13 protein-coding genes are annotated in these 26,743 nt (G+C 72.0%); 9 read left to right on the top strand and 4 right to left on the bottom strand.

The window, feature by feature from the left end; translation table 11 throughout:
- The first annotated feature begins 29 nt into the window (after positions 1-29).
- The 3 genes from J2S58_RS05450 (at position 30) to J2S58_RS05440 (ending at position 13,709) form a co-directional block, all read left to right on the top strand.
- Positions 30-1,076: a COG1361 family protein gene (locus J2S58_RS05450; RefSeq protein ID WP_205257618.1), complete on the top strand. Its 1,047-nt coding sequence runs from the start codon at positions 30-32 to the stop codon at positions 1,074-1,076.
- Positions 1,069-12,765, top strand: a complete 11,697-nt coding sequence (locus J2S58_RS05445; RefSeq protein ID WP_205257617.1) for a DUF7927 domain-containing protein — start codon at positions 1,069-1,071, stop codon at positions 12,763-12,765. The genes J2S58_RS05450 and J2S58_RS05445 overlap by 8 nt, the downstream gene beginning before the upstream one ends.
- A gap of 209 nt (positions 12,766-12,974) precedes the next feature.
- Entirely contained in the window at positions 12,975-13,709 is a 735-nt protein-coding gene (locus tag J2S58_RS05440; RefSeq protein ID WP_205257616.1) for a DUF11 domain-containing protein, read from the top strand.
- 6 nt (positions 13,710-13,715) lie between these two features.
- Here J2S58_RS05440 and J2S58_RS05435 read toward each other — a convergent pair whose 3' ends face one another.
- The gene (locus J2S58_RS05435) at positions 13,716-14,405 is read right to left on the bottom strand and encodes a hypothetical protein (protein ID WP_205257615.1); all 690 of its coding nucleotides are present in this window, start codon (positions 14,403-14,405) and stop codon (positions 13,716-13,718) included.
- A complete protein-coding gene (locus tag J2S58_RS05430) occupies positions 14,402-14,971 on the bottom strand; it encodes a dihydrofolate reductase family protein (protein WP_205257614.1) in 570 nt (189 codons plus the stop codon). The genes J2S58_RS05435 and J2S58_RS05430 overlap by 4 nt, the downstream gene beginning before the upstream one ends.
- A gap of 378 nt (positions 14,972-15,349) precedes the next feature.
- Between J2S58_RS05430 and ftsZ the strand changes: the two genes are divergently transcribed.
- From ftsZ to ileS, 6 genes are all read left to right on the top strand, one after another.
- Positions 15,350-16,639, top strand: a complete 1,290-nt coding sequence (ftsZ, locus tag J2S58_RS05425; protein ID WP_205257613.1) for a cell division protein FtsZ — start codon at positions 15,350-15,352, stop codon at positions 16,637-16,639.
- 31 nt (positions 16,640-16,670) lie between these two features.
- Positions 16,671-17,441 (top strand): peptidoglycan editing factor PgeF, encoded by a 771-nt coding sequence (pgeF, locus tag J2S58_RS05420; RefSeq protein ID WP_205257612.1) that lies wholly within the window; start codon positions 16,671-16,673, stop codon positions 17,439-17,441.
- A 227-nt stretch (positions 17,442-17,668) separates the two neighbouring features.
- Positions 17,669-18,259 (top strand): cell division protein SepF, encoded by a 591-nt coding sequence (locus J2S58_RS05415; RefSeq protein ID WP_205257611.1) that lies wholly within the window; start codon positions 17,669-17,671, stop codon positions 18,257-18,259.
- Between the two features lie 90 nt (positions 18,260-18,349).
- The gene (locus tag J2S58_RS05410; protein ID WP_205257610.1) at positions 18,350-18,640 is read left to right on the top strand and encodes a YggT family protein; all 291 of its coding nucleotides are present in this window, start codon (positions 18,350-18,352) and stop codon (positions 18,638-18,640) included.
- A gap of 173 nt (positions 18,641-18,813) precedes the next feature.
- Positions 18,814-19,689 (top strand): DivIVA domain-containing protein, encoded by an 876-nt coding sequence (locus J2S58_RS05405; protein ID WP_205257609.1) that lies wholly within the window; start codon positions 18,814-18,816, stop codon positions 19,687-19,689.
- 292 nt (positions 19,690-19,981) lie between these two features.
- Positions 19,982-23,278 carry an isoleucine--tRNA ligase gene (gene ileS, locus J2S58_RS05400; RefSeq protein WP_205257608.1) on the top strand — a complete coding sequence of 1,099 codons (3,297 nt, stop codon included), beginning with the start codon at positions 19,982-19,984 and terminating at the stop codon, positions 23,276-23,278.
- Between the two features lie 284 nt (positions 23,279-23,562).
- On the opposite strand, the gene J2S58_RS05395 is transcribed toward ileS, so the two are convergent.
- Entirely contained in the window at positions 23,563-24,189 is a 627-nt protein-coding gene (locus J2S58_RS05395; protein WP_205257607.1) for a HEAT repeat domain-containing protein, read from the bottom strand.
- Between the two features lie 208 nt (positions 24,190-24,397).
- A complete protein-coding gene (locus J2S58_RS05390; RefSeq protein WP_205257606.1) occupies positions 24,398-26,581 on the bottom strand; it encodes an HNH endonuclease signature motif containing protein in 2,184 nt (727 codons plus the stop codon).
- Between the last annotated feature and the right edge of the window lie 162 nt (positions 26,582-26,743).

The following is a 26,743-nucleotide window of genomic DNA, read 5'->3' as shown; positions in this document are numbered from 1 at the left end:
CCGGGCTGATCGCCCGGGTCGGTGTCGTCGTGCTGCTCGTGGGCGTGTTGCAGGCCGCCGCCGTCGTCCCGGCCGTGTCGGCCGGGACGGGTCGGCCGACCTCCGCACCCGCGGCGACACCGGCCGCAGGGCCCACCGCCCCCGGCGCCTCGGCGCGTCCCTCTGCCCCGGTCACCACCACCGCCCCCGCCGCGCCGTCCGCCACCTTCTCCCCGTCGGGTGAGGACTTCTCGCTGGGCATCAGTCCGCCCCGCATGGCGCTCACCAGTCAGGACGTCGGTGTGGCCAAGGAGGTGCTCGTGGTCAACCGGGGCAACCTCGGTGCCCGCGTCCAGGTCGACAAGCGGGACTTCACCGGTGCCGCCGACGGGTCCATGGTCTTCACCCAGGGCTCGGACTTCTCGGCGAGCGACTGGGTGACGGTGAGCCCCACCGAGTTCGACCTCCCGCCGGGCGGGAGCCAGATCGTCACCGCCACGATGACGATGCCCGAGGGTGCCGAGCCGGGCGACCACCAGGTCGGCCTGGTCTTCCTCGTCCCGTCCACCGCGACCGGCGGCAACGTCAAGATCGACCGGGGCATCGCCACCCCGGTGTACGTCACCGTGCCGGGCGACGAGGACGACTCGGTGCGTCTGGCCAACCTGGACGGGCCGGCGTTCGCCATCGGCGGCCCGGTGACCGTGACCGCCGATCTACTCAATACCGGTACGGTGCACCGCGACTTCCGGGGATCCACCTCGCTGACCCTCGGCGGTGCCGGGTCCACCCCCGGGTTCCCCGACTTCACCGTCGTCCGTGGTGCCGACCGTACCGTGAGCACCACCTGGGACCCGCCCCTGGCCTGCATCTGCCATCCCAGTCTGACCTTCGTCAACGCCGACGGGCGGGTGCAGACCGCCTCCATCCAGGTCATCGTGCTGCCGCTGCCGCTCATCGCCGCGGTGCTCGGCGGCATCGCGCTGGTGGTGCTGATCGTCCTCGTGTGGCGCCGCCGGTACCGCGCCTCCGTGCACCGGGCCGCCACCGCCCTGGCGAGCGCAGGACAGGGACATTCCGGACGGGGAGATGCCTAGGCCCGCACGGGCGGACGGCGCCACCACCCGCGTCCTCGTCCCGGTTCTGGTCGTGGTGCTGCTCGGTGCCCTGCTCACGGTGGTGCCGGTCACCGCCGCGTCCGCGGCCATCACCGGCACCGTGCTGTTCCAGAACTCGTTCGCCAACAACACCGTCGACGGCACCGGCACGCTGACCGTCCCGAAACCCGTCGGCGGAACGAACTCGGCCTGCCTGAGTGCGGCCGGCAACACCACGACCGGACCGCTGCTGAGCTGTCCCACCAGCACCGATGCGCAGGGCAACGGCAGACTCCGCCTGACGGCCGCCACGGGCAATCAGATCGGCGGGGTGTTCGGCGCGGCCAGCTTCCCGACGTCCAACGGCCTGGACGTCACCTTCACCACCTATCAGTACGGCGGTAATGCGGCAGACGGCATGACCTTCGTCCTGGCCGCCGTCGACCCGGCCAACCCGGCGGTCCCGACGGCCATCGGACCGGGCGGCGGCTCCCTGGGGTACAGCCCGTTCGGGTCGTTGGCCGGACTGTCGAACGCCTATCTGGGCATCGGATTGGATGTGTACGGCAACTACAGCAGCCCGAGCTTCTCCGGCAGTGGATGCACTCCGCCCAGCACCATCTCCGCGCAGGTCTCCAACGCCGTGGTGGTCCGCGGCCCGGGCAACGCGTCGACCGGCTACTGCCCACTCACCTCCACCTACGACGGCACCGCGGCATCCAAGGTGGCACTGCGCGCTTCGACTCGAGCCGCGTCGGCCGTGCCCGTGCAGGTCCTGATCAACCCCACTGCCACCACGTTCGTCTCCGAGACCGGGCAGAGCGCGGCGGCCGGGACCTACAAGGTCATCCTCACGCCGGCCGGTGCGACCACCGCGCGCACGCTCACGGGCACCCTGCCCTCGGTCCCCTCCACCTTGTACCCATCCACCAGTTGGTTGTCCTCGGCGGGTGTTCCGCGGCAGTTGGCCTTCGGCTTCATCGGCTCGACCGGTGGGTCCAACGACTTCCACGAAGCCGCCAACGTCCGGGTGCTGACCTTCAACCCGGTGCCCCAGCTCCGGGTGAGCACCACCAGCTACGCGGCCGCTTCGCCCAGCCCGGGCGGGCCCGTCACCTATGTCGCGACGGCCGGTGTGCAGACCGGGGCGGACGAGGGGGCCGCGATCTCGGTGACCCAGAGTGTCCCGACCGGCATCCGACCGGTGAGTGCCGCGGGCAGCGGCTGGGTGTGTCAGGCACCGTCCGGCCAGAGCGTCACCTGCACCACCAGCGCCACTTCCTTCCCCGCTGGGACCAGCCTGCCTCCGGTCACGATCAACGCCGTGGTGACCTCGGCGTCGGTGACGTCCGCCACCATCGCCACCTCGACGACCACGGTGTCCTCCACCGACGGCAACCCGGCCAGCGCGACCCCGACCGCGGGGCCGCTACCGGCCGCCCCCGGTGGGATCGCCGTCAGCCCGGTGATCGGGCCGATCGCCGGAGGGGGCTCCGTCACCGTGACCGGCAGCAACATCACGTCCGCCACAGCGATCGAGATCGGCACCACGGCAGAGCAGCAGGCCGGCACTCCGGTGACCCTCGTGCCGTGCTCGTCGACGGTGACCACGCGGTGCTTCACCGTGAGCGGAAACTCCCTGGTCATCGCCTCGATGCCCGCACGAGCCGCCGCGGCCGCCGTGACGGTCACCGTCGTGACGAACGGGGTCTCCGGAAGTGGGGGATACACCTACGCCGACAAGCCCGTCGCGGTGTCCACACCCACCGCGACGGCCGGGACCACCAGTGCCACGGTCACCTGGGTGGCGCCCGCCGACAACGGCAGCCCGATCACCGGGTACTCGATCACCCCGTTCCGGGCCGGTGTGGCCCAGACGCAGGTGGTCGTCGACGCCTCGACGACCACCCGGACGCTGACCGGCCTCACCGCCGGCAGTTCGTACACCTTCACCGTCACGGCCACCAACGCCTACGGCACATCGGCGGCCAGCCCGGCCTCGGCCGCGGTGGTGCCCTACGACCTGCCCTCCACGCCGACCGTCACCGCGGCCACGGCCGGCACCGGGCAGGCCACGCTGACCTGGACGACACCGGCCGCGAACGGCAGTCCGATCAGCGGGTACGTCATCACCCCGTACATCGGGAACGTGGCCCAGCCCGCGGTCGGCTTCGACGCCACGACCACCACCCGGACGATCACCGGCCTCACCCCGGGGACGGCCTACACGTTCACCGTGGCCGCGCAGAACGCCGCCGGAACCGGACCGCCCTCGGCCCGCTCGAGCGCCGTCACGCCGAACCGGTCGCCCAGCCTGCCGTTCACCTCGGTGCCGGCCGGTGAGGTCGGGGTGGCCTACGCCCAGCAGCTCACGGTGGACAACGGGACCTCCCCGTTCACCTGGGCGATCAGCAGCGGCACCCTGCCGGCCGGGATCAACCTGGCCGCGGCGACCGGGCGGCTGGCCGGCACCCCGACCGCCGCCGGATCCTTCCCGGTCACCGTCCAGGTCACCGACGCCAGCGGGCAGACCGCGAGCCGCGCGGTCACCCTGGTGATCGGGGCCGCACCGACCGTCACCTTCGCCCCGGCGGGCGGCGAGGTCGGCGTCGCGTACAGCCAGCAGCCCACCGTCTCCGGCGGTACCGGCCCGTTCTCCTGGGACATCACCGCCGGATCGCTGCCGGCCGGGTTGACCCTCGACCCGGCGACCGGCACGGTCCGGGGCACCCCGACGGCGGCCGGCAGCAGCACCGTCACGGTGCGGGTGACCGACGGGTTCGCGCAGACCGCGTCCCGCACGGTCACCCTCGCCATCGCCGCACAGCCGACGCTGCCCGCGACGCCGCCCCCGTCCGGCCAGGTCGGGGTGGCCTACTCGACGACGTTCACCGTCACCGGCGGCACCGCCCCCTTCAGCTGGGCCCTGACGGCCGGGTCGCTGCCGACCGGACTCACCCTGAACAGCTCGACCGGGCAGCTCACCGGCACGCCGACGACGGCGGGTTCCTCGACGTTCACCCTCGCCGTCACCGACGCCTTCGGGCAGACCGCCTCCCGCCCCTACACGGTGACCGTCACGCCCGGCCCGCTGGTCATCACCACCACGGCGGACTCCGCGAGCACCACGCCCGGCGCCACGGTGACCTGGACGCAGACCATCGCCAACACCAGCTCGACGGCGTTCACCGGGGTGCAGGTCCGCACCTCCCTGTCCGCCGTGCTCGACGACGCCACGTACCTGACCTCCACGGCGAGCGCGGGCACCCTCGGGTACGCGGCCCCCACCCTGACCTGGACCGGCAACCTGGCCGCGGGCGCGACGGTGACGGTGACCTTCTCGGCCCGGGTGAGCAATCCCGACGTCGGCGACAAGGTGCTCACCGCCGCGGTCACCTCGCCGACCCTGGGCACGAACTGCGCGACCGGCGCCGCCGACCCCCGCTGCACCGCGACGGTCACGGTCGCCGGCCTGAACATCGTGAAGACGGCGGACGTCGCCACCACGACCCCCGGCGGTACCGTGCGGTACCGCATCGACGTGACGAACACGGGCCAGACCGCCTACGGCACGGCCGATCTCACCGATGACCTGGCCGGGGTGCTCGACGACGCCACGTACCTCGTCGACGGGTCGGCCACCACGGGCTCGCTGAGCGTCTCCGGTTCCACCCTGTCCTGGACCGGCGCGCTGCCCGTCGGGGCGAGTACCACCATCACCTATTCCGTGCGCGTCAACGATCCGGTCGCCGGCAACCGGTCGCTGACCGGCGCGGTGGTCTCGCCGACGGCGGGCAGCACGTGCCCCGCGGGCGGCGGCGCGGCCCAGTGTTCCCCGGTGGTCACCGTCCTCGTGCCGGCCCTCGCCGTTTCCACGACCACCGATGTCACCAGCACCACCCCCGGCTCGGTGGTCACCTACCGGACGACGGCGGCCAACACCGGGCAGACCGCCTACACCGGGGCGAGTGTCACGATCGCCCTCGACGACGTGCTCGACGACGCCGACCTGACCGGCACCTTCACCGCACCCTCGGGCACCGTGTCCTACGACCCCGTCGGTCGGCGGGTGACCTGGACGGGCGACCTCCCGCTCGGCGCGTCGGTGGTCATCACCGGCGCGGTGACGGTGCGCGATCCGGACACGGCCAACCGCACGTTGGTCTCCACCACCTCCTCGTCGGCACCGGGTAGCACCTGCCCGGTCGGCAGCACCCGGTCCGCGTGCACCACCTCGGTCTCGGTCCTGGTTCCCGCGCTGACGATCACCCAGGCCGCCGACACCGCCAGCACCACACCCGGCTCGGTCGTCCGGTACACGGTGACGGCGACCAACACCGGGCAGACTGCCTACCTGCCCGCCGCGGTCACCGTGGACCTGACCCGCGTGCTGGACGACGCGACGTACCAGGGTGACGCGGCCGCCTCCAGCGGGACGGTCGGGTACACCGGTCCGCGGTTGACCTGGACCGGGAACCTGGCCGTCGGCGCCACCGCCACCATCACCTACTCGGTCGCCGTTGCCACCCCGAACACCGGGGACAAGCTGTTGGTCAGCGCGGTCAGCTCGCCGGCGGCGGGCAGCTCCTGCCCACCCGGCGGCACCGCGGCCGGGTGTGCCACCAGCGTCCCGGTCCTCATCCCCGGACTGACCATCACCACCACCGTGGACACCGCCACCACCACCCCGGGATCGGTCGTGTCGTTCCGGGCCACGGTGGCCAACACCGGCCAGACGCCCTACACCGGCGCCGTCGTCACCCTGGACCGGAACGACATCTTCGACGACGCGACGCCCAACGCCGACTCGCGGGTCACCACGGGCGATCTGCAGATCCGACCCGACGGGTTCGCGATCTGGACCTTGAACCTGGCCCCCGGGTCCACGGCCACCATCACCCTGTCCGTGACCGTGAAGGACCCGGACACGGGCAACCGCCTGCTGCGGCCCGTGCTCACCTCCGACGCGGCGGGGAGCAACTGCCCGACCGGCGGCACCGCGGCCGCGTGCACCAGCCGAACCACTGTCCTGATCCCCGGACTGACCCTGACCAAGACCGCCTCCGCGACCACCGTGACCCCGGGGGACCGGATCGACTACACCGTCCGGGTGGTCAACACCGGCGAGGCCGCCTACGGCGCCGCCTCCTTCACCGACCCGCTGGCCCAGGTCCTGAGTGACGCCCGGATCACCGCCGGCCCGCTCGCCTCCGCCGGCACGGTGACCGTCACGACGAACGGTGTCGAGTGGACCGGTGCGTTGCAGCCGGGGGAGTCGGCGGTGGTCACCTACTCGGTCACCGTGCTGGACCCCGACCCGGGCGACAAGTTGATCACCGGCACCCTGATGTCGACCACCCCGGGCAGCAACTGCGCGGCCGGCACCACCGACCCCCGGTGCACCGCTGCCGTCACCGTGCTCGTCCCCGCGCTCACCATCACCAAGAGCGTCGGGAGCCCGACCTCCGTGCCCGGGGGGACGGTCACCTCCACCCTGGTCGTCACCAATTCCGGGCCCACCCCGTACACCGGCGCCACGGTCACCGATGCCCTGGCCCGTGCCCTGGACGACGCCGTGTACGACTCGGATGCCACCGCCACCTCCGGGTCCGTCACCGTCACCGGGTCGACCCTGACCTGGACCGGTGACCTGGCGGTGGGAGCGAGCGCCACCGTGCGGTACTCCCTCACCGTCAACGCCGCCGACGTCGGGGACGACCACGTCACCACCGTGGCCACGTCGACCGCGCGGGGGAACAACTGTGGGGCGGGCAGCGCGGACCTGCGCTGCACGACGGATGTCCCGGTGGCCCGGCTGACCATCGTCCGGACCCAGGACCGTGCCACCGCCACGCCCGGGTCGGTGATCAACATCCCGGCGACGTACACCAACACCGGCGCGGTGCCGTACTTCGGCATCACCGTGACCCACCCCCGCGGGGACTCCGCCGACGACGTGTACGCCACCGGAGACGACTCCGCCACCTCCGGTCAGTTGGCCCGCACCGACACCGCGATCACCTGGACCGGCGACATCCCGGTCGGCGGCTCGGTCACCGTGTCCATCACGCGGACCGTGCGCGACCCCGATCCCGGAAACAAGATCGCCACCGCGACCATCTACTCCGACGCGCCGGGCAACAACTGCCGCCCCGGCAGTACCGATCCCCGCTGCACCTACCGGATCGACATCGTCATCCCGAAGCTGACGATCACCAAGACGGCCAGCACCACGGCCGCCCGCCCGGGGCAGTCCGTGACCTACACGGTCACGGTGGACAACACCGGACAGACCCCCTACACCGGGGCGACCGTCGGTGACTCCCTCGTCGGTCTCCTGGACGACGCCGCGTACAACAACGACGCCGTCGCCTCCGGGGGAACCGTGAGCTACGCCGCACCCGTGCTGACCTGGGTCGGCGACCTGGCTGTCGGGGCCCGTGCGGTGATCACCTATTCGGTGACCGTGCCGGTCACCCCGTCCGGGGACAAGACCATGGTCAACACGGTGAGCTCCACGGCGACCGGCAGCAGTTGCCCACCGGGCGGCGGCGGCGCCGGCTGCCAGGTCACCGTCCTGGTCCTGACCCAGGCCCTCACGATGACCAAGACCGCGGACGTGCGCACCACGACCCTGGGCAGCACGGTCGTCTACACCCTCACCGTGACCAACACCGGCCAGATCCCGTACAGCGCCGCCTCGTTCGACGATCGGTTGGCCGACGTGCTGGACGACGCCACCTTCGACCCGACGCGGGTGACCGCCACGGCGGGGTCCACGTCCTTCGCCGGCGGCGTGCTGAGCTGGAGCGGCGCACTGGGCGTCGGGCAGTCCGCCACCGTGACGTACCCGGTGGTGGTCCGCAATCCCGATCCCGGGAACAAGCTGCTGCTCAACACCCTGTCCTCCGGTTCGGCCGGGAGCAACTGCGCCGTCGGCAGCACCGACCCGCGGTGCACGGCAACGGTCGTGGTCACCGACGCGGTCACCCTGACCCTGACCAAGACGGCCGACGTGCGCAGCACGGTGGCCGGGGCGGTCGTCCGGTTCACGGTCACCGCGGTCAACTCCAGCGACTCGGTCATCAGCGGCGCAGACTTCACCGACCCGCTCGCCGGCGTTCTGGACGACGCGGACTACCGCGGTGACCTGACCGCCAGCAGCGGGACGGCCTCTTCCACCGGCGGCAACGTCCGGTGGACCGGATCGGTGCCGGTCGGCGGCACCGTGACCGTCACCTACTCGGTCGCCGTGCACACCACCACGACCGGCGACCAGGTGCTTCGCGGCACCCTCACGTCCACGGCACCGTCGGCGAGCAACAACTGCCTGGCCGGGAGTACCGATCCCCGGTGCACCGAGACGGTGACCGTGGCGGGCCTGGTGATCGAACAGCACTACCTCGAGACCTCCACCACCCCGGGCTCTCTCGTGCACCTGACCGCCACCTTCACCAACACCGGCAGCGCCCCCTACACGGGCATCACGATCTTCAGCCCCAGCGGGGACACCGTGGACGACGCGGTCCCCACCGGTGACCAGACGGCGAGCTCGGGCAGCCTGACGCTCGACGGCACCGGCATCACCTGGTCCGGGAACATCCCGGTCGGCGGTGTGGTGACCGTGACCGGCACCCTCACGGTCAAGAACCCCGATCCGGGCAACAAACTGCTCACCGGCACCCTGGTCACCGACGCGCCCGGCAGCAACTGCCCGCGGTCCGGGACCGACCCACGCTGCACCGCCGCCCTGCCGGTGCTGTTGCCGGGGCTGACCCTGACGCTCACCGGGTCGGTCACCACGGCCACCCCGGGCAGCCAGGTCGGCTACACCATCACCATCGCCAACACCGGTCAGACCCCGTACGCCGGGGCGACGGTCACCAACCCGTTGGCCGGACTGCTCGACGACGCCACCTACGACAACGACGCGGTGGCCAGCAGCGGTCGGGTCACCTTCGCCGACACCCGCCTGACCTGGACCGGCGATCTCGCCGTCGGGGCGACGGCGTCCATCACCTACTCGGTGACCGTCCGCCGACCGGCCGTCGGCGACAAGATCCTCTACAGCATGGTGCGGTCCTCCGAGGTCGGCAGCACCTGCCCTCCCGGCAGCAGCACCCCGGCCTGTCTGACCTCGGTCACCGTCCTGCTGCCCGCGCTCACCGTCACCGCCTCCGCCGACCGGTCCTCGACGGTGCCGGGGGCGGTGGTCACCTACACCCTCACCGCCACCAACACCGGACAGACCAGCTACCGGGCCGCCCGGTTCACCGCCCCGATGACCGGGATCCTGGACGACGCCATCTATGCGGGGGACGCCGCCGCCACGAGCGGCGCGGTGACCGTCACCGCCGCCGCACTCACCTGGACCGGCCCGCTGGCCCCGGGGGAGGCGGCGACCGTCATCTACTCGGTCACCGTCGGCCCGCCCGGCGCGGGCGACCGCCGCCTGGTCCAGGCCCTCACGTCGACCAACCAGGGCAGCACCTGCACCCCGGACGACGACGACCCACGCTGTGCCACCTCCGTGCCCATCGCCGGGCTGCGGATCCTCAACCGCGCCGCCGTCAGCACCACCCTGCCCACCGGCGTGGTGCGGACCACGGTCACCTTCACCAACATCGGTCAGGTGCCCTATGTCGGGGTCACCCTCACCGACAGCTTCGTCGACTCGCTGGACGACGCCACCTACAACGGCGACGCGACCGCCTCGTCCGGCAGCCTGATCATCGTCCCGGGCTCCGGCCAGGTCGTCTGGACCGGTGACGTCCCTCTGGGCGCCACGGTCACGGTCACCGGATCGGTGACCGTGAAGAACCCCGATCCGGCGAACCAGGTCGTCGGCACCCGGGTCGCCACGGACGTACCGGGCAGCAACTGCCCACCCGCGGGGACCGACCCCGACTGCGTCACGTCCGTGCCGGTGCTGACCCCCGCGCTCGTGCTGTCCACGACCGCCGACACCGTCACCACCACCCCGGGGTCGCTGGTGGGGTACACGGTCACCATCACCAACTCCGGGCAGACGCCCTACACCGGCGCCCAGGTCCGGACCCTGCTCGACGGGATCAGCGGTGACGCGGTCTACCAGGGGGACGCGGTCGCCAGCTCCGGAACGGTGGTCGCGGCCACGGCCGCCCTGGTCTGGACCGGCGACCTCGCCGTCGGCGGGTCCGTGGTGATCACCTACTCGGTCCGGGTGGACAACCCGGACCTGGGCGGCAAGGTCCTGCGTACCCGCGTGGTCTCCGACGAACTCGGCAGCAGCTGCCCCACCGTCCTTCCCGGAACCACCGCACCGGTCACCTCCCGGGCCCCGGGCGCGAGCTGCAGCAACGAGGTGACGGTGCTGGTCCCCGCCCTGGTCCTGTCGGTGGTGGCCGACCGGACGACGACCGAGCCCGGTGACGCGGTCGGATACACCGTCACCATCGCCAACACCGGCCAGACCAATGCCCTGGGGGCGCGGGCCACCGTCGACCTGGCCGGAGTCCTGGACGCCGCCGCGCTGGACGGGCCGCCCGCCGCCACCGTCGGACAGGTCACCGTCGGGGCCACCACCTTCACCTGGACCGGGGATCTCCCGGTGGGCACCACCGCGGTGATCACCTACCGCGTGGTGGTCGCCGACCCCGCCGCCGGCGACCGCGCGCTGACCACCGCCCTGAGCTCGCCCGCGCCGGGCAGCACCTGCACCGAGACCGTTCCCTGTCTGTCGGTGGTCGCCGTGCTGGTCCCCGGGCTTGATGTCGCCCTGACCGCCGATGTCGCCACCACCACCCCCGGCTCGCAGGTCGCTTTCACGGTGAGCATCACCGACACCGGGCAGACGTCGTACTCCGGCACCACCGTCAGCGTGCCGTTGGCCGGTGTGCTCGACGACGCGACCCTGGTGGACGGGCTGTCGGCCACGGTCGGGATCGTGCAGGCGGACGGCGACACACTGGTCTGGACGGGCAGTCTCGCCCCCGGTGACCAGGTCGTCATCGGCTTCGCGGCCCGGGTCGCGGACCCGGTCCCGGGCGACCGGGTGCTCACCGCGTCCGTCCTCGCCCCGGCCGCCGGATCCACCTGTCGCCTCGACAGCGTCGACCCGCGCTGTGCCGTCGCCGTTGCCGTGCTGATCCCGGCCCTGACCATCACCACCACGCCGAGCGCACCGACGACCACCCCCGGCGGCGTGGTCGGCTACAGGCTGCTGATCACCAACACGGGGGAGACGGCCTACGCCGGAGCCGCCGTCTCCGAGTCGCTCGCCGGTCTGCTGGCCGACGCCAGCTACAACGGCGACGCCACGGTGACCGGGCCCGGAGTGGTCGGCTACGCGGAGCCGGCCGTGACCTGGACCGGTGACCTGCCCGTCGGGGCCAGTGCGACGGTGACCTTCTCGGTCACCGTGCTCGACCCCGACCCGGGTGACAAGAACCTGACCGCGGTGGTCACCTCGACGGTGCCGGGCAGCAGCTGCCTGCCCGGTGGCTCCGCCGTCGGCTGTTCCTCCACGGTGCTGGTGCTGGTACCGGGGCTGACCATCCAGACCTTCGCCGACGCCACGGCCGTGGCCGCCGGACAGCCCGTGCGCTACACGGTGCGGCTGACGAACACCGGGCAGACCCGTTACGAGCCGGCCACCGTCACCGATTCGCTCGCCGGCGTTCTCGACGACGCCGTCTGGGCCGACGACGCCACCGCCACCACGGGCACGGTCGACTTCGCCGACGGCACCCTGGCCTGGACGGGCGCGCTCGGGGTGGGAGAGTCGGCCACGATCACCTACTCGGTGATCACCCGCTTCCCCGCCGCCGGTGACCGGACCATGGCCACGGCGGTTTCCTCGGCCTCCCCGGGCTCGACCTGCCCGACCGCGGCGAGCCCGGGATGTTCCACCCTGGTCACGGTTCTCGTGCCTGCGCTGACCGTCGCGAAGGCGGCGGACACGGCGGCCGCGGTGGCCGGGGGTGCCGTGCGGTACACGGTGACCGCCGTCAACACCGGCCAGGCCGACTATCCCGCCGTCGAGCTCGTCGACGACCTGTCCGGGGTGCTCGACGACGCCGGGTACCGAGGTGACGCCACGGCGACCGTCGGCACGGTCACCGTCGTCGGCACCGATCTGCGGTGGGACGGAGCCCTGCCCGTGGGCGCGTCCGTGGTCGTCACCTACAGCGTCGACGTCCCGGTCGATGTCGATGACGGGGCCGTCCTGGTCAATCGGGTCACCTCCACCGCCACCGGGTCGACCTGCGTGACCGGGAGCGAAGCGGGTTGCGTCACGTCCACGCCGATCGCCGCCCGTTTCCTCACCCTGACCGGACTGACCTCGTCGATCACCCTGCGCGGACTGCCCGACAGCCAGGTCACCCTGGACGGCGCCGTGGTCATGACGGTGCTGACCAACAGCGCCACCGGTTACCTGGTGACCGTGCGGGCGCGGGGTGACCGGCTGACCGGCACCACCCCCGGCAACACCGACACCATCCCGATCGGGCGGGTCGGTGTCCGCGGCACCGCCCAGGGCGGAGACTTCGCGTCTCTGTCTGCCGACACCCCCGTGGTGGTCGGCGAGCGGGCCGGCCCGGCCTCCCCGGGTGGTGACGCGGTGAGCAACGACTACCGGGTCGACATCCCGTTCGTGGACCAGGACACCTACTCCGGCACCCTGGAGTACATCGTGGGTGCGCCGTGATCCGTGGCCGGGCGATCGCGGGGGGGCGGCACACCCTGATCCGACACCCGTTGGGGGACAGTGCAGACACCCGGACGGGGGTCGATCTCCGGACCGGCGCGCAGGACGACGAGAGGTGGATCGAGATGGTCGACGACCGGTACCCGGCGCCCCCGCCGGCATCACGTCCCGGGCTGCGTCGGACATCCCGTCGCGGTGTCCGCCCGGGGATGTGTGCCGCGGCCGTGCTGGCCCTGACGGGCTTCACCCTCTTCATCGGGCCGGCAGCCTCGGCCGAACCCGCCACCGCCGGCACCACGGTCGCTGCCGAGTCCGCAGCTGCCGAGCCCGCAGCACCCGCAGCACCCGCAGCTCCGGCACCCGCCGGCCCGCAGCTCAGCATCGCCGTGGACGACGGTCGTGACACCGCCGCCGAGGGGGACCAGCTCGCGTACACCGTCACGGTGACCAACCTGGGCACCGACGCCGTGGCGGGCCTGCGGATCAGCCAGCTGCTGCCGACCGGGACGACGTTCGTGTCCGCGGACCAGGACGGCGTGCAGGACGGCGGAACCGTTGTCTGGCAACAGGATCTGGCGGCGTCAGAGGTCTTCACGGCCCGGGTCGTGGCCACCGTGGGCGCCCCTGCGGCGGGAGAACTCCGGCTGGCCGGCGTGGCGTGTGCGGCCCTGGCGGCCGATCAACCGCCCCTGGTGTGTGCGTCGGACTCCGACCAGCTCCCCGCGGGCGCGGCGGCCGACGCCGCCCAGGCCGCCGCGGCCGGCGCATCCGGTGGGGATGCTGCCGCGGTCATGGGAGACGGGCCGCGCTGGTGGTGGTTCGCCGGCGGTGCCGGAGTGCTCGTCCTGGTCGGTGCCGCGACCGCCCTCACCGTCCGCCACCGCCGCTCGGATGTCGCCACCCCGCCGGCCGCGCCGGTCGAGGACCGTCTGCCGGTCGGCTGAGCGCGGTCAAGCCGGCAGCGGATCACACACGAACCAGGGGAACGCTTCTTGCGCCATCCGTCGGTCCACCGTGCCCTGGGCATCGGTGTCGAACGCGGAGTACTGGACCGTGTCCGGGGCCGGCCCGGCGAGGGAATCCCGGGTGAAGCTCACCTGGCGCAGGCTGTTCTGCAGGCCCCGTCCGGACGGGAGGTGCAGCACCGTGGGATCGCGCGAGTACGGCAGGGTCGCCGCGGTGGACGTCCAGCCGTCCGGGAGGTCCAGCGGGTCGACGGTGGTGCTGGCGGTCGACGGCGCGGGCGGGGTGGTCTCCAGCACCAGGACGGGTGCGCCGGCGGCATCCCCCGTCGTCCTCAGCTGACCGCCCGTCGCGGCGTTCGCCCGGACGGGCAGGATCGTCGGCCCGAGCAGGACGGCGGCGAGCAGCAGACCGTTCACCCACCACGGCAGCCACGGCCGGCGGGAGCGCGCGGGCACACGGAGACCGGTGCGCCGCCGGACGAGTCCGTCGACGAGCGCGGCGGCGACCAGCACCGCACCGATCGCCACGGCGGCGGAGGAGACCAGCAGGATGAAGCCACCGCCGATGTTCGGTCCGCCCCACTGCGCGGGCACCACGCGCCGCAGCACGCGGTCCACCACCACCCATCCCAGGCCCACCCCGACCAGGACGTGACCGACCGCCCGGCTGCTCACTCGTCGTCGGACGGCAGTGGCGCGGTGGCCGGCCGGTAGGCCGCGACGATCACCCCGCTGGTCAGCAGGGTGGTGCGCAGCAGGGTGAAGGCCATGGCGGCCTTCGGCAGGGGAGTGGTCAGCGAGTCGCCGCCCTGCAGGAGCGGGTGGATCCAGAACCGCACCTCGTCGACCAGGCCCGCGGCGACGAGCTGCGCGGTCACCGAGCCGTACCCGTACTGCAGGATGTCGGCGCCGTCCTGCGCCTTGAGTGCGCGGACCGCGCTGATCAGGTCGCCCTGCAGGACCTCGGTGTTGTTCCACTCCGGATCGGTCAGCGTCCTGGACGCGACGTACTTGCGCACCGAGTTGAAGTAGGCGCCCCCCGTGGTCGGATCGTCACCGCGCGCCGGCCAGGCCGCCGACATGCCGTCGTAGGTGACCCGGCCCATCAGCAGGGCGTCGGCCTCGCCGGTCTGCGCCCCGGCGTACTCGGCGGCGTCCTCGTCGAAGTAGGGACCCGTCCACGACGGCTCGGCGATGACGCCGTCGAGGGTGATGTAGGTCGAGTTGATCAGTGCGCGCATGACTGCTCCCCGCGGGTCGTGCCGGTCCGGTCCGGCCCGATCCTCACAGGCGGCCCGGATCCCCGCCACGGCCGGGCGAGCATCCGGGATGCGGCCGGTGGTGTGGGCGCGGTCACGCGGCACGACGCGCGGGAAACACCGGCGCGCCTCCGCGTGGTGCGCCGCCCCCGGACCTACCTTCAGTCCAGCACTGGTTGACATAACTATAACCGTCTGGTTGAGGTCGAGAGTTCGCGACACGCCGGAGCAGTCGCCAGCACCACGCACGTCGGGCACCACCAGCACCACACCAGCAGTCAGCACCAGCCGGACCAGCACAGCACCAGCAGTCAGCACAGCACCAGCCAGCCAGCAGGACCTCCAGAAAGGGCCCAGGGGATGACCCCTCCGCACAACTACCTCGCCGTGATCAAGGTCGTCGGGATCGGCGGCGGCGGCGTGAACGCCATCAACCGCATGATCGAGGTCGGCCTGCGCGGGGTCGAGTTCATCGCCGTGAACACCGACGCCCAGGCCCTGCTGATGAGCGACGCCGACGTCAAGCTCGACGTCGGCCGCGAGCTCACCCGTGGCCTCGGCGCCGGCGCGAACCCGGAGGTCGGCCGCAAGGCCGCCGAGGACCACCGCGAGGAGATCGAGGAGGTGCTCAAGGGCGCCGACATGGTCTTCGTGACCGCGGGCGAGGGCGGTGGCACCGGGACCGGTGGCGCGCCCGTCGTCGCGTCGATCGCCCGCCGGCTCGGCGCGCTCACCATCGGCGTGGTCACCCGGCCGTTCAACTTCGAGGGCCGCAAGCGCGGGAACCAGGCCGAAGAGGGCATCAAGGCGCTGCGCAACGAGTGCGACACCCTCATCGTCATCCCGAACGACCGGCTGCTGCAGCTCGGCGACATGGGTGTCTCGTTGATGGACGCGTTCCGGTCCGCCGACGAGGTGCTGCTCAACGGCGTCCAGGGCATCACCGACCTGATCACCACCCCCGGCCTGATCAACGTCGACTTCGCCGACGTCAAGTCGGTCATGGCCGGCGCCGGCACCGCCCTCATGGGCATCGGTTCCGCCCGCGGCGAGGGCCGCGCCATCCAGGCCGCCCAGAAGGCGATCAACTCGCCGCTGCTGGAGGCCTCCATGGACGGGGCGCACGGCGTGCTGCTCTCCATCGCCGGCGGCAGCGATCTCGGTCTGTTCGAGATCAACGAGGCCGCCACGCTGGTCCAGGAGTCCGCGCACGAAGAGGCCAACATCATCTTCGGTACGGTCATCGACGATTCGCTGGGCGACGAGGTCCGGGTGACGGTCATCGCCGCCGGCTTCGACTCCACCCCGCAGATCCTCCCGCCGACGGTCGACCATCGGACCGCCCGGCAGCCCGCTCCGGCGCCGGCCCCCCAGGCCAGCCCGTACCAGTCGGCGCAGCCGAGCCAGTCGGCGCCGTCGTATGCCTCCGCGCCGCGTCAGGCGTCCGCCCCGCCGCAGCAGCCGGCCGCCCCGGCGTACGAGGCGCCCCGCGCCCCGGCCCCGAGCTACTCCCAGCAGCCGCCCGCGCCGGCCTACCCGCCGGCGCAGACCCCGCCGCAGCAGCAGTCGGTGGGCAGCCGCTACGGCAGCACCCGGCAGGTCCCGGTGGACGAGGACGACGTCGACGTCCCCTCGTTCATGAAGCGCTGACCGGGTCCGCCGAACTCCTGACGGACAGCTGATGCCCCCCGCACCCTCCCGATCCGGACCGGCCACCCGGCCGGTCCGGATCCGGCGCGTGCTCACCACCCGCGCGGGTGGGGTGTCCCGTCCGCCGTACGACTCGTTCAACCTGGGTGCCGCGGTCGGGGACGACCCGGCGGCGGTCGTGGCCAACCGGTCCCGGTTGGCCGAGGTCAGCGGGGTCGGCCGCGGCAACCTGGTGTTCATGGACCAGGTGCACGGCACCCGGGTGCGCGGGGTGGACCGACCGACCCCTCCGAACACCTCGGTCACCGCGACGGACGGCCTGGTGACGACCACGGTCGGCCTGGGTCTGGCCGTCCTGGTGGCCGACTGCGTACCCGTACTGGCCGGGGATCCGGTCGCCGCGGTGATCGGCGTCGCCCACGCCGGACGCAAGGGCGCCGCGGCCGGGATCGGCCGGGAGTTGCTCGAGCAGATGGTGGCGGCCGGAGCCGAGGTCGGGCGGGTCGAGGTGCTGCTCGGCCCGGCCGTGTGCGGGTCCTGCTACGAGGTACCGGCAGCCATGCGCGACGAGGTGGAGGCGGCCCTGCCCGGTTCGGCCACCACCAGCACGCGGGGGACGCCGGCGCTCGACCTGCGGGCCGGGATGAGCGCACAGCTCCGGTCCGCCGGGGTGGCCGGAGTCCGGACCGACCCACGGTGCACCGTCACCGATCCGGCATTGTTCAGCCACCGACGGGCCACCGCGGAACGACCTCCGCGGCCGACGGGGCGGCTCGCCGGCCTGATCTGGATGGAACGGTGACGCCCCGCGCCCGGGCGGCTCCGACCGGGTCGACGGAGGCGAGAAGTGGTGTGTCGCACCACTCTTTGCCGATCACCGACAGCTAATCTCGACGCAAGACTTCGGTCCCTCGGGACTGTGTTCCACAGCGCATCACCCGCACGAGAACCACCCGCACGACCGGTCCGCGCCCCATCGGGGTGCGTACCGCACGACTGTCGAAGTACCCGAGGAAGGATGCACAACTCATGGGATCGTGGAAAAAGGTGGGAGCCTTCCTCGGACTCGTCCCGGACGACCAGCGTCGTTTCGACGGTCCGGACGACGGGTACGCCGACGAGTACTCCGAGGAGTATTCGGCCGAGTACCGCGAGGATCGCGCCGACCGTGGCAGCCGGTACGACGCCCCTCAGCACGACGGGCAGGTCGAGCGGCCCGTCCACCAGAACGCCGCCGCCCGTGGGGCCGACCGCTTCGGCGCCGACATCGAGACGCAGGGAGCCCTGGCTGTGCAGACCCGTCCGGAATGGCGCCGCGAGCCCGAGGCCGCCCCGTCGTCGGCCCGTCCGGTCACGGTCAAGCTGACCGGGTTCAGCGAGGCCCGGGTCATCGGCGAGAAGTACCGCGAGGGTCAGCCGGTGATCCTGGACATGACCGAGATGGACGACGCCGGCGCGCGCCGCCTGGTCGACTTCGCCGCTGGTCTCGCGTTCGCGCTGCACGGTTCGATCGACAAGGTCACCACCAAGGTCTTCATGCTGATGCCGCCGGACACCGACCTGTCCGACGTCGCCGCTCCCGGTGCCATCGCAGCGACCTACGCCGCGGCCGGTCGCTGACCGGTCCGGCATCTCCCCGAGGCCCGTCACGACCCACCCCCTGCGGCGGTCGCTCGCCGGGCGGGGTGGGGATGCGGTACAAGTGATGGTGTGAGCTATTTCTGGGCCGCGATCTATCTGGTGCTCTGGCTGTTCCGGCTGGCGCTGCTGGGTCGGATCGTCATCGAGTTCGTGCGGGTGTTCGGGCGTACCTGGCGACCCGTCGGGGTTCCGGCCGTCGCGATGGAGGTGCTCTACAGCACCACCGATCCGCCGGTCAAACTGTTCCGGCGGGTGATTCCGCAGGTCAAGCTGGGCGGCGTAGGGTTCGATCTCTCGATCCTGGTGCTGTTCGTCGTGGTCTTCATCCTGATGACGGTGGTCGCGAACCTCGCGACCTGACGGGCGGGTCCGCCCCGGGCGCGACCGCTCGCGGCGCGATCACCCGGGGCATGACCATGCCGCGGGGGAGCATGTCGCCCGCGATTCGAACCACCTGTCGGGTGAACGACACCAGCCGTACGACACGCTGGCCGCGTCTGACGCAGGCCGCATCACGAGCAAGGAGAACAGCCATGGGGTTGACCCCCGCCGACGTGCACAACGTCGCGTTCAAGAAGCCGTCCATCGGCAAGCGCGGTTACGACGAGGACGAGGTCGACGCCTTCCTCGACCTGGTCGAGACCGAGATGACCCGGCTCATCGAGGCCAACGCGGACGGCAGCGGGTCCGCCGCCCCGGCCGCCCCCGCCGCCTCGGCGCCCACCGCCACCTCGTCGCCGGCGGCCTCGTCCTCCGATGAGGCCGGCCAGCCGACCCACACCCAGGCGGCGCGGCTGCTCGGGCTGGCCCAGGAGACGGCCGACCGGCTCACCTCCGAGGCCCGCACCGAGTCCGAGACGCTGCTGACCGACGCCCGCGCCAAGGCCGAGGCCCTGGTGGCCGACGCCCAGGAGAAGGCCGACGCGCTCGCGGCGAAGTCGGCGGCCGACGCCGACGCGACCGTCGCCGACAGCCAGGCCCGCGCCGATGCCCTGGACACCGAGTCCAAGGCCACGTACGCCGCGGTCACCGGTCAGCTGGAGGCCGAGAAGGCCACCCTGCAGACCACCATCGCGGACCTGCGCAGCTACGAGCGCGAGTACCGGACGCGGCTCAAGGCGTGGATCGGCGAGCAGCTCGAGCAGCTCGACGAGGTCGGCGCGGCCCCGGTCACGAACGTCCGCACCTCGGACTCCGGCGCCGACACCGACGAGGCCGGGTCCCTGGTGGATCAGGACGGTCACAGCGACAGCGCGGACGCCGTGGTCGACGCGGATCGCGGCGCGACCGGTGACACCGACGAGGCCGGTTCGCTCGTCGATGCCGACGGCAGCAGCGACAGTGCGGCCGCGGTCGAGGCCGCCGCCGAGCCGGTCACCGTCACGAAGACCTTCGGCCGCCGGCGGTAGTCCCAGCATGACGCACGCCCGTCCGCCCCGGAATTCCCGGGGCGGGCGTTATGCTTGCCACGGCGTCGACCCGGCCATCACCGGCGAGCCATCCGGAAGAACGGGACCCCCGGCAGGGTCGGTCCTCACTAGACCCGGACGGGTCCGGCCCGTCATCGCCGGGAACGAGCGGCTCGCGCTGTATCCGGCGCGGGCAAGCGGGGTGGTACCGCGGGATCAGGTCGTCACCTGATGTCGTCCCTGCACGGTGCGGTGACCGGTCCGTCGGTCGCCCCGGGCAGAGGGATCCACCATGAGCGACGACACGACACCGACGACCGGCGCAACCACCACGGTCGGGGCATCCGTGTACCCCGCCCCCGGGACCACCGGCACCAGTCGGGTCGACGCCCACCCCGACTTCCCGGCCGTCGAGCGCGACGTGCTGTCGTACTGGGCCGCCGACGACACGTTCCAGGCCTCGGTCGACCAGCGGCCGGCGGGCGAGGACGGCAGCAACGAGTTCGTCTTCTACGACGGCCCTCCGTTCGCCAACGGACTGCCGCACTACGGTCATCTGCTCACCGGATACGTCAAGGACCTGGTGCCGCGCTACCAGACGATGCGCGGGCGGCGCGTGGAGCGCCGCTTCGGGTGGGACACTCATGGGCTGCCCGCCGAGGTCGAGGCCGAGCGGCAGCTCGGGATCAAGCACAAGGCCGAGATCGAGTCGATGGGCATCGAGCAGTTCAACGACGCCTGCCGCACCTCGGTGCTGCGGTACACGCACGAATGGCAGGAGTACGTCACCCGGCAGGCGCGTTGGGTCGACTTCACCCACGACTACAAGACCCTCGACCTGGACTACATGGAGTCGGTCATGTGGGCCTTCAAGACCCTGTGGGACAAGGGTCTGATCTACGAGGGCTACCGGGTGCTCTGGTACTGCTGGCGCTGCGAGACCCCGCTCAGCGCGACCGAGACCAAGATGGACGACACCTACCGTTCCCGGCAGGACCCGGCGGTCACCGTCGCACTGCGACTGACCTCGGCCGATCCCGTCCTGGACGGGGTGTCCGCGCTGATCTGGACGACCACGCCGTGGACCGTCCCGTCGAACCTGGCCGCCGCGGTCAACCCCGACGTCGACTACGTGGTGGTGGAGCCGGCTGCGGAGGCGCCGTCGCAGGGCCGGTTCCTGCTCGCCGCCGCGCGGGTCGCCGCGTACGCGCGGGAGCTGGGCGAGGAGCCGACGGTGCTGGCCACCTACACCGGGGCCCAGCTGGTCGGCACGCGGTACCGCCCGCCGTTCGACTTCTTCGTCGCGACGCCGGACGGGCCCGGGCTCGGTGGTCCGAACGCGCACCAGATCCTGGCCGCGGACTACGTCACCACCGAGGACGGCACCGGGGTCGTGCACATCGCGCCGGCCTTCGGTGAGGAGGACAAGGCCGTCACCGACGCCGCCGGCATCGACGTGGTCAACCCGGTCGACGCCCGCGGCACGTTCACCTCCCTGGTCCCGACGTACGAGGGCCTGCAGGTGTTCGAGGCCAACGTGCCGATCATGGCCGACCTCAGGGAGGCCGGGCTGCTGGTGCGTCGGGAGACCTACGAGCACCCCTACCCGCACTGCTGGCGCTGCGACACCCCGCTGATCCAGCGGGCGGTGTCCTCGTGGTTCGTGGCCGTGACGAAGTTCCGCGACCGGATGGTCGAGCTCAACCAGGAGATCACCTGGGTGCCCGCGCACATCAAGGACGGCCAGTTCGGGAAGTGGCTGGAGGGCGCCCGCGACTGGTCCATCTCCCGCAACCGGTTCTGGGGTTCGCCGATCCCGGTGTGGACCTCGGACGATCCGGCGTACCCGCGGGTCGACGTGTACGGATCGCTGGATGCGTTGCAGGCCGACTTCGGCGTGCGGCCGGAGGATCTGCACCGCCCCTACGTGGACCAGCTGACCCGGCCCAACCCGGACGATCCGACGGGCCGCTCGACGATGCGCCGGGTGCCGGAGGTGCTGGACTGCTGGTTCGAGTCCGGGTCGATGCCGTACGCGCAGGTGCACTACCCGTTCGAGAACAAGGAATGGTTCGACGGGGCACTGGACGGGTCCGGCGGCCACTACCCGGGCGACTTCATCGTCGAGTACAACGGGCAGACCCGCGGCTGGTTCTACACGCTGCACGTGCTGGCGACGGCGTTGTTCGACCGCAAGGCGTTCGAGACCTGCGTCGCCCACGGCATCGTGCTCGGTGACGACGGCGCCAAGATGAGCAAGTCGCGGCGCAACTACCCCGACGTCGGTGAGGTGTTCGAGCGGGACGGCAGCGACGCCATGCGCTGGTTCCTGATGTCCTCGCCGATCCTGCGCGGCGCCGATCTGGTGGTCACCGAGGCCGGCATCCGGGAGAGCGTCCGGCAGGCGGTGCTGCCGCTGTGGAACGCCTGGTACTTCCTGTCGTTGTACGGGAACGCCGCGGGCCGGGCGGGCACCCTGCGCACCGACTCCCCGCACCAGCTCGACCGGTACGTGCTGGCCAAGACGGCGCAACTGCGCGACACGTTGACCGCACAGCTGGACGTCTACGACATCGCCGGGGCCTGCGCGAGCGTGCGCAGCTACCTGGAGGTGCTGACGAACTGGTACGTGCGACGGTCGCGCCAGCGGTTCTGGGACGGTGACGCCGATGCCATCGACACCCTGCACACCGTGCTGGAGACGGTGACCAGGCTGATGGCGCCGCTGCTGCCGCTGACCGCCGAGGCGATCTGGCGCGGACTGACCGGCGGGCGCTCGGTGCACCTCGCGGACTGGCCGGCGCAGACGGTCGGTGGTGCGGGGGTTCTGCCCTCGGATCCGGCCCTGGTGGCGGCGATGGACGAGGCACGCGAAGTGGCGTCGGTGGCGCTGTCGCTGCGCAAGGAGTCCGGTCTGCGGGTGCGACAGCCGTTGGCGGCGTTGACGGTGGCGCTCGCGGACCCGGAGCAGCTGCGCGAGTTCACCGCGTTGCTGGCCGATGAGGTGAACGTGCGGGAGGTCCAGCTCACGGAGCTGGCCGAGCTCGACGGCCGGGTGAGCCGGCGGTTGACTGTCAACGCCCGGGCGGCCGGGCCGCGGCTCGGCAAGGGCGTGCAGCAGGTGATCAAGGCGTCGAAGGCGGGGGACTGGACGCTGGAAGCCGACGGAACGGTGACCTGCGGCGGGATCCCGTTGCAGGACAACGAGTTCAGCCTCGAGTTGGCGGCGACCGGCAACGCGTCGGAGGCGGTGGGGGTGCTGCGCGGCGGTGGGTTCGTCTCGCTCGACACCCAGCTGGACGACGATCTGCTCGCCGACGGGATCGTGCGCGACATCGCCCGTGGCGTGCAGGATCTGCGCAAGAAGCTGGGTCTGGAGGTGTCCGACCGCATCCGCCTCGAGGTGGGCGCGGCCGACGCGACGGTGCGGGCTGCGGCAGGCGGTCGGGAGAGCTGGCTCGGTGAGCAGGTTCTCGCCGTTGAGGTGATCGTCACCGATGTCTTGACCGGAGAGGGGGCCGACACGGCCCAGCTCACCGTGGGCACCGGCCTGGACGCGCCGGTCGCGGTGCGGGTGACCCGGGCCTGACCGTCGGGAGGGGCTGCGCGGATCGCATCTGCGCGGCCCATCGGCTGTGGGTGCGTGGATGACATCCGTGCGGCCCACCGGCTGGGTCCACCGGTCTCGGTGTCAGCACGGGATCGGTCTGTGTGGTCCCGTTCGTGTGATCCCGTTCGATGACTGGACGGGCCCTGCGGACGGGCGTTTCGCGGCGCCGGGCGTCGACTCCGGGCGATACGAGCCCCGGGCTGGGGGTCGATCCGGCTCACCGGCCGGCTCCACGTCCGACTGAGCCTGGACGTGCTGCCCGCTCAGGATTGCTCGGTGTCGAGGAAGGCGAAGGGCGGCTCCTCGGGGTCGCGGATGAGTCGTTCGGCGGCGATGGCGTGGGCACGCACCGCCGGGTGCGGGTCCGTCCGCGATCGGCGGAGCGCAGGGAGTGCCACCTCGCCGAGCGTCGCGAAGGCTCGGCACAGACTGAGTTGGACGTCGCGCTCGCCCCGTCCGAGCTGGGCTGTCAGCGTCTCGGCCAGGGCGACGCGCTGCTCAGCCGGCACGAGCCCGGCAGCGGTGCGCCAGGCGGCCCGGGCGACGTCGTCGTGGGCGTCGGCGAGGAGGGCGGGGGTGATCGCCGGCCAGGCCCGCTGGTCGCCGATCTTCGACAGGGTGTGCAGCGCCTGACTGCGTGCCTGCGGGGTCTCCGAACGCAGCTCGACCAACAACGGATCGATGGTCAGCTCGGGGTCATGACGAATGAGCGCCCAGGTCAGGATCTCCCGCACGGAGAAGTCCGGTTCCACGGCGCACCGTTCGACGAGCACCTCGACGTACCCGGGGTCCGGCCTGGTCCCGGCGGCCATGGCAGCCTGCAGACGGGCGGACGGCTCTGCCGCCGTCAGCGCCGTTCTCAGCTTCCACGCCGCGGTGCTGTCCTCCACGAGGTCCTCCCTGCGTCGACCTGCTCTCCCCATTGTGGACGTCAGGTCCGCGGGGTCACGGGTACTCCGCCCGCGGCGGCGATCATGCTGACCGCCGATGGCGGACGACGCCTCGACACACTGACGCTCGCCGCTCACCGATGGCCGCTTCTCGGTCGTTCATCGTCGGCCGCGCGCGGCATCCTCCGTTGTCCCATGGCTACCCGGGTCAGAACGGCGGCGGGTCGTCACGGGCGTCACGGGCGTCCGGCGGGGTCCTGGAGTCGGCGTCGGCTGCGCGCGGTCTGTCGAGTTGTTCCCGGAGGTGCTGGTGCAGGAGGAGGGACACCAGGTCGTCCTCGACCATGCTCGGCCCGCGGTCGACCTCGAGATCCCTACCCGTACCCGCACCCGGGTCACCTGTGCTCCCGCCTGCCACATCGGGCTGGGTGGGGTCCGCCGGACATTGCAGGTGTCGGTGTTCCAACCGGTCGGTGACGGGGCGTCGTGTCACCGACTGTGCGGGCCGTGGTGGGGAGGAATCGCTCTGATGGTCCCGGATGTCCGCGGGGGCGGTGGTGTCGGACTCGATGTCCAAGCCGACTGCACTGTTGCTACCCACACCCCCGTCAGCGCCGGAGGTGATCGCCGGGGCGGTGGAGTCGTCGAGATCGGTGAGATCGATGGTGATCTCGCAACCCCAGTCCTCGGGGGTGCGCACGATCCAGCCCGAGGGGACGGCGACCTGGCGGGGTGGGTCGGGGTAGGTGTGTCCAGTGGGGCTGCGCCAGGTGACGCCCATCCCGGCGGGGTCGGCGGGTGAGGGCTGGTCTCGGCGCAGGGTCCAGTCGGTGTGGTGTTTGAACAGGTGGTGTCGTCGGCAGAGCGGGTCGAGGTTGGTCGTGGTGGTGGGTCCACCGGCGCCAGGTGTCCGGTGGTTGTAGGGGTTGCGGTGGTCGATGTCGCAGCGCCAGGCGGGTTGGCGGCAGGAGGGGAAGCGGCAGGAGTCGGCCAGGGCGGTGAGGTGATCACGCAGGTCTTGGCGTGGCCTGTACTGGTGGGTGCCGGCGTGGGTGACGGCGCCGGTGGTGGGGTCGGCGAGCAGGGTGCACAGGGATCCGGCGGAGGCGGCGATGGTGCGGGCCATGCCGGCGGTGATGGCGCCGTAGCCGGCGAGGTCGGCGGGCAGGTCGTCCAGGCCGGCCAGGGTCTCCAGCCCGAGGGTGACCTGCAGGTGGGGTCGGCGGCCCTGCCGGGACAGGCGGCGGGTGGCGCGCTGATCGGCGCGGCGGACCACACCCCCGGCAGAGGCAGAGGCGACGCTGGCGGATCCGGCAGAAGATCCCCCGGAGCGAGCAGGCGGGGCAGGCGCGGCAGGGCCCGACACCGAGTCGGCGTCGGCGTCGGCGTCGGCGGCAGCGAGATCTGTCCCGAGGAGCGATGCTGGATCAGCAATGTCGCTGGTTATGGAGCTGCCCGAAGCACCGGCAGTGTTCGCGGCAATGTCGGCGGCGACTCCCGTCACATTGATCGCGTTGGCGGTGTCAGGGGTGAGGTAGTCGGCGAGGTCGACCTGCCCGTGGGTGAGGATCTGCCCGGCCAGGTCGGTCAGCGCATCCACCCGACGGGCACTGATGGACCGGTCGTCGTCAGCGAAGCCGACGGTGTGCGTCGCGAGAAGATCCGCCAACTGGAAGATGCTGACCGCGCCGTCCGCCGTCAGGTAGGCCTTCAGGGTGGACATACCGTCGGTGCCGGGCTGCACCAACAGCCCCCGCTCCTTGCGCGCCTGCTCGTGCCGTTCCTGGGCTCCGCGGGGGTCGACAGCGATCACGGCGGCCGCGGTGGCCTTGCGGGTCGCCGCGGTGGACTGCGCCGCGGCGATCGGCAGCACCCGGCCCTCCACCACACCGGCGAGGTGAGCGGGCAGCGGCGCGGTGTATTCCGCGATGACCCTGGCCTTGCCCCGGTCGATCACCCCGGACGACAACGCCGCCAAAGTAGCGGGCAGTTCGGTGCACATCCGGATCGCGTCCCGGACCTTGACCCCGGCGGTGACCGGGGAGATCCGGAACGTCGCGGCGACCTCACCGGCGGCCATCGACTGCGCCGCATCCAGCACGAACGAACCCAGGACATCGGGATCGGAGTCGGCTGGACCGGTCACTTCCCGGCCGGCCAACCGACCCGCCAGCGCGTACGGATCTCCGGCCACGCCCGGGACGGCGAACGCCGCCAGAGCGCGCATCTGCCACGCCGCCACCGCGGACATCACCCGCTCGGACTCTGCGATCGCATCGACCAGGTCAGCACCGGACATCGACCCCGGGTCGGCACGCAACAGGTCAGGCACGGCAAGGGGCGGGACGACGTCGACCGCCGCCCCGTCCGACTCGTTCCCGTCGTCGTACATGTGTTCGATTCTACGGTTGGAAGAGGTGCGAAGGGAGTCCCCGTCCGGGTGGTCGTCGATAACGACCCAGCATGCGGCTCGTCGAGACGAGGACCGTCAGGACAGGGACAACCGATGAGCCGTTCGACGAAGGGCACCGTGACCCCGTCGGCGGCCCGATCC

Origin of the sequence: Nakamurella flavida, assembly GCF_030811475.1 — a bacterium.
In the GTDB taxonomy this organism is placed as follows: Bacteria; Actinomycetota; Actinomycetes; order Mycobacteriales; family Nakamurellaceae; genus Nakamurella; species Nakamurella flavida.
The sequence above is the reverse complement of the archived record's forward strand: the minus strand, read 5'-3'. Positions and strand labels throughout refer to the sequence as shown.

What these genes read in the sequence shown, in the direction of transcription:
- J2S58_RS05390 (WP_205257606.1), bottom strand. Translation starts at nt 26,581, where the DNA reads ATGTACGACGACGGGAACGAGTCGGACGGGGCGGCGGTCGACGTCGTC.
- J2S58_RS05415 (WP_205257611.1), top strand. Translation starts at nt 17,669, where the DNA reads ATGGGATCGTGGAAAAAGGTGGGAGCCTTCCTCGGACTCGTCCCGGAC.
- J2S58_RS05445 (WP_205257617.1), top strand. Translation starts at nt 1,069, where the DNA reads ATGCCTAGGCCCGCACGGGCGGACGGCGCCACCACCCGCGTCCTCGTC.
- ileS (WP_205257608.1), top strand. Translation starts at nt 19,982, where the DNA reads ATGAGCGACGACACGACACCGACGACCGGCGCAACCACCACGGTCGGG.
- J2S58_RS05405 (WP_205257609.1), top strand. Translation starts at nt 18,814, where the DNA reads ATGGGGTTGACCCCCGCCGACGTGCACAACGTCGCGTTCAAGAAGCCG.
- J2S58_RS05440 (WP_205257616.1), top strand. Translation starts at nt 12,975, where the DNA reads ATGTGTGCCGCGGCCGTGCTGGCCCTGACGGGCTTCACCCTCTTCATC.
- ftsZ (WP_205257613.1), top strand. Translation starts at nt 15,350, where the DNA reads ATGACCCCTCCGCACAACTACCTCGCCGTGATCAAGGTCGTCGGGATC.
- pgeF (WP_205257612.1), top strand. Translation starts at nt 16,671, where the DNA reads ATGCCCCCCGCACCCTCCCGATCCGGACCGGCCACCCGGCCGGTCCGG.
- J2S58_RS05430 (WP_205257614.1), bottom strand. Translation starts at nt 14,971, where the DNA reads ATGCGCGCACTGATCAACTCGACCTACATCACCCTCGACGGCGTCATC.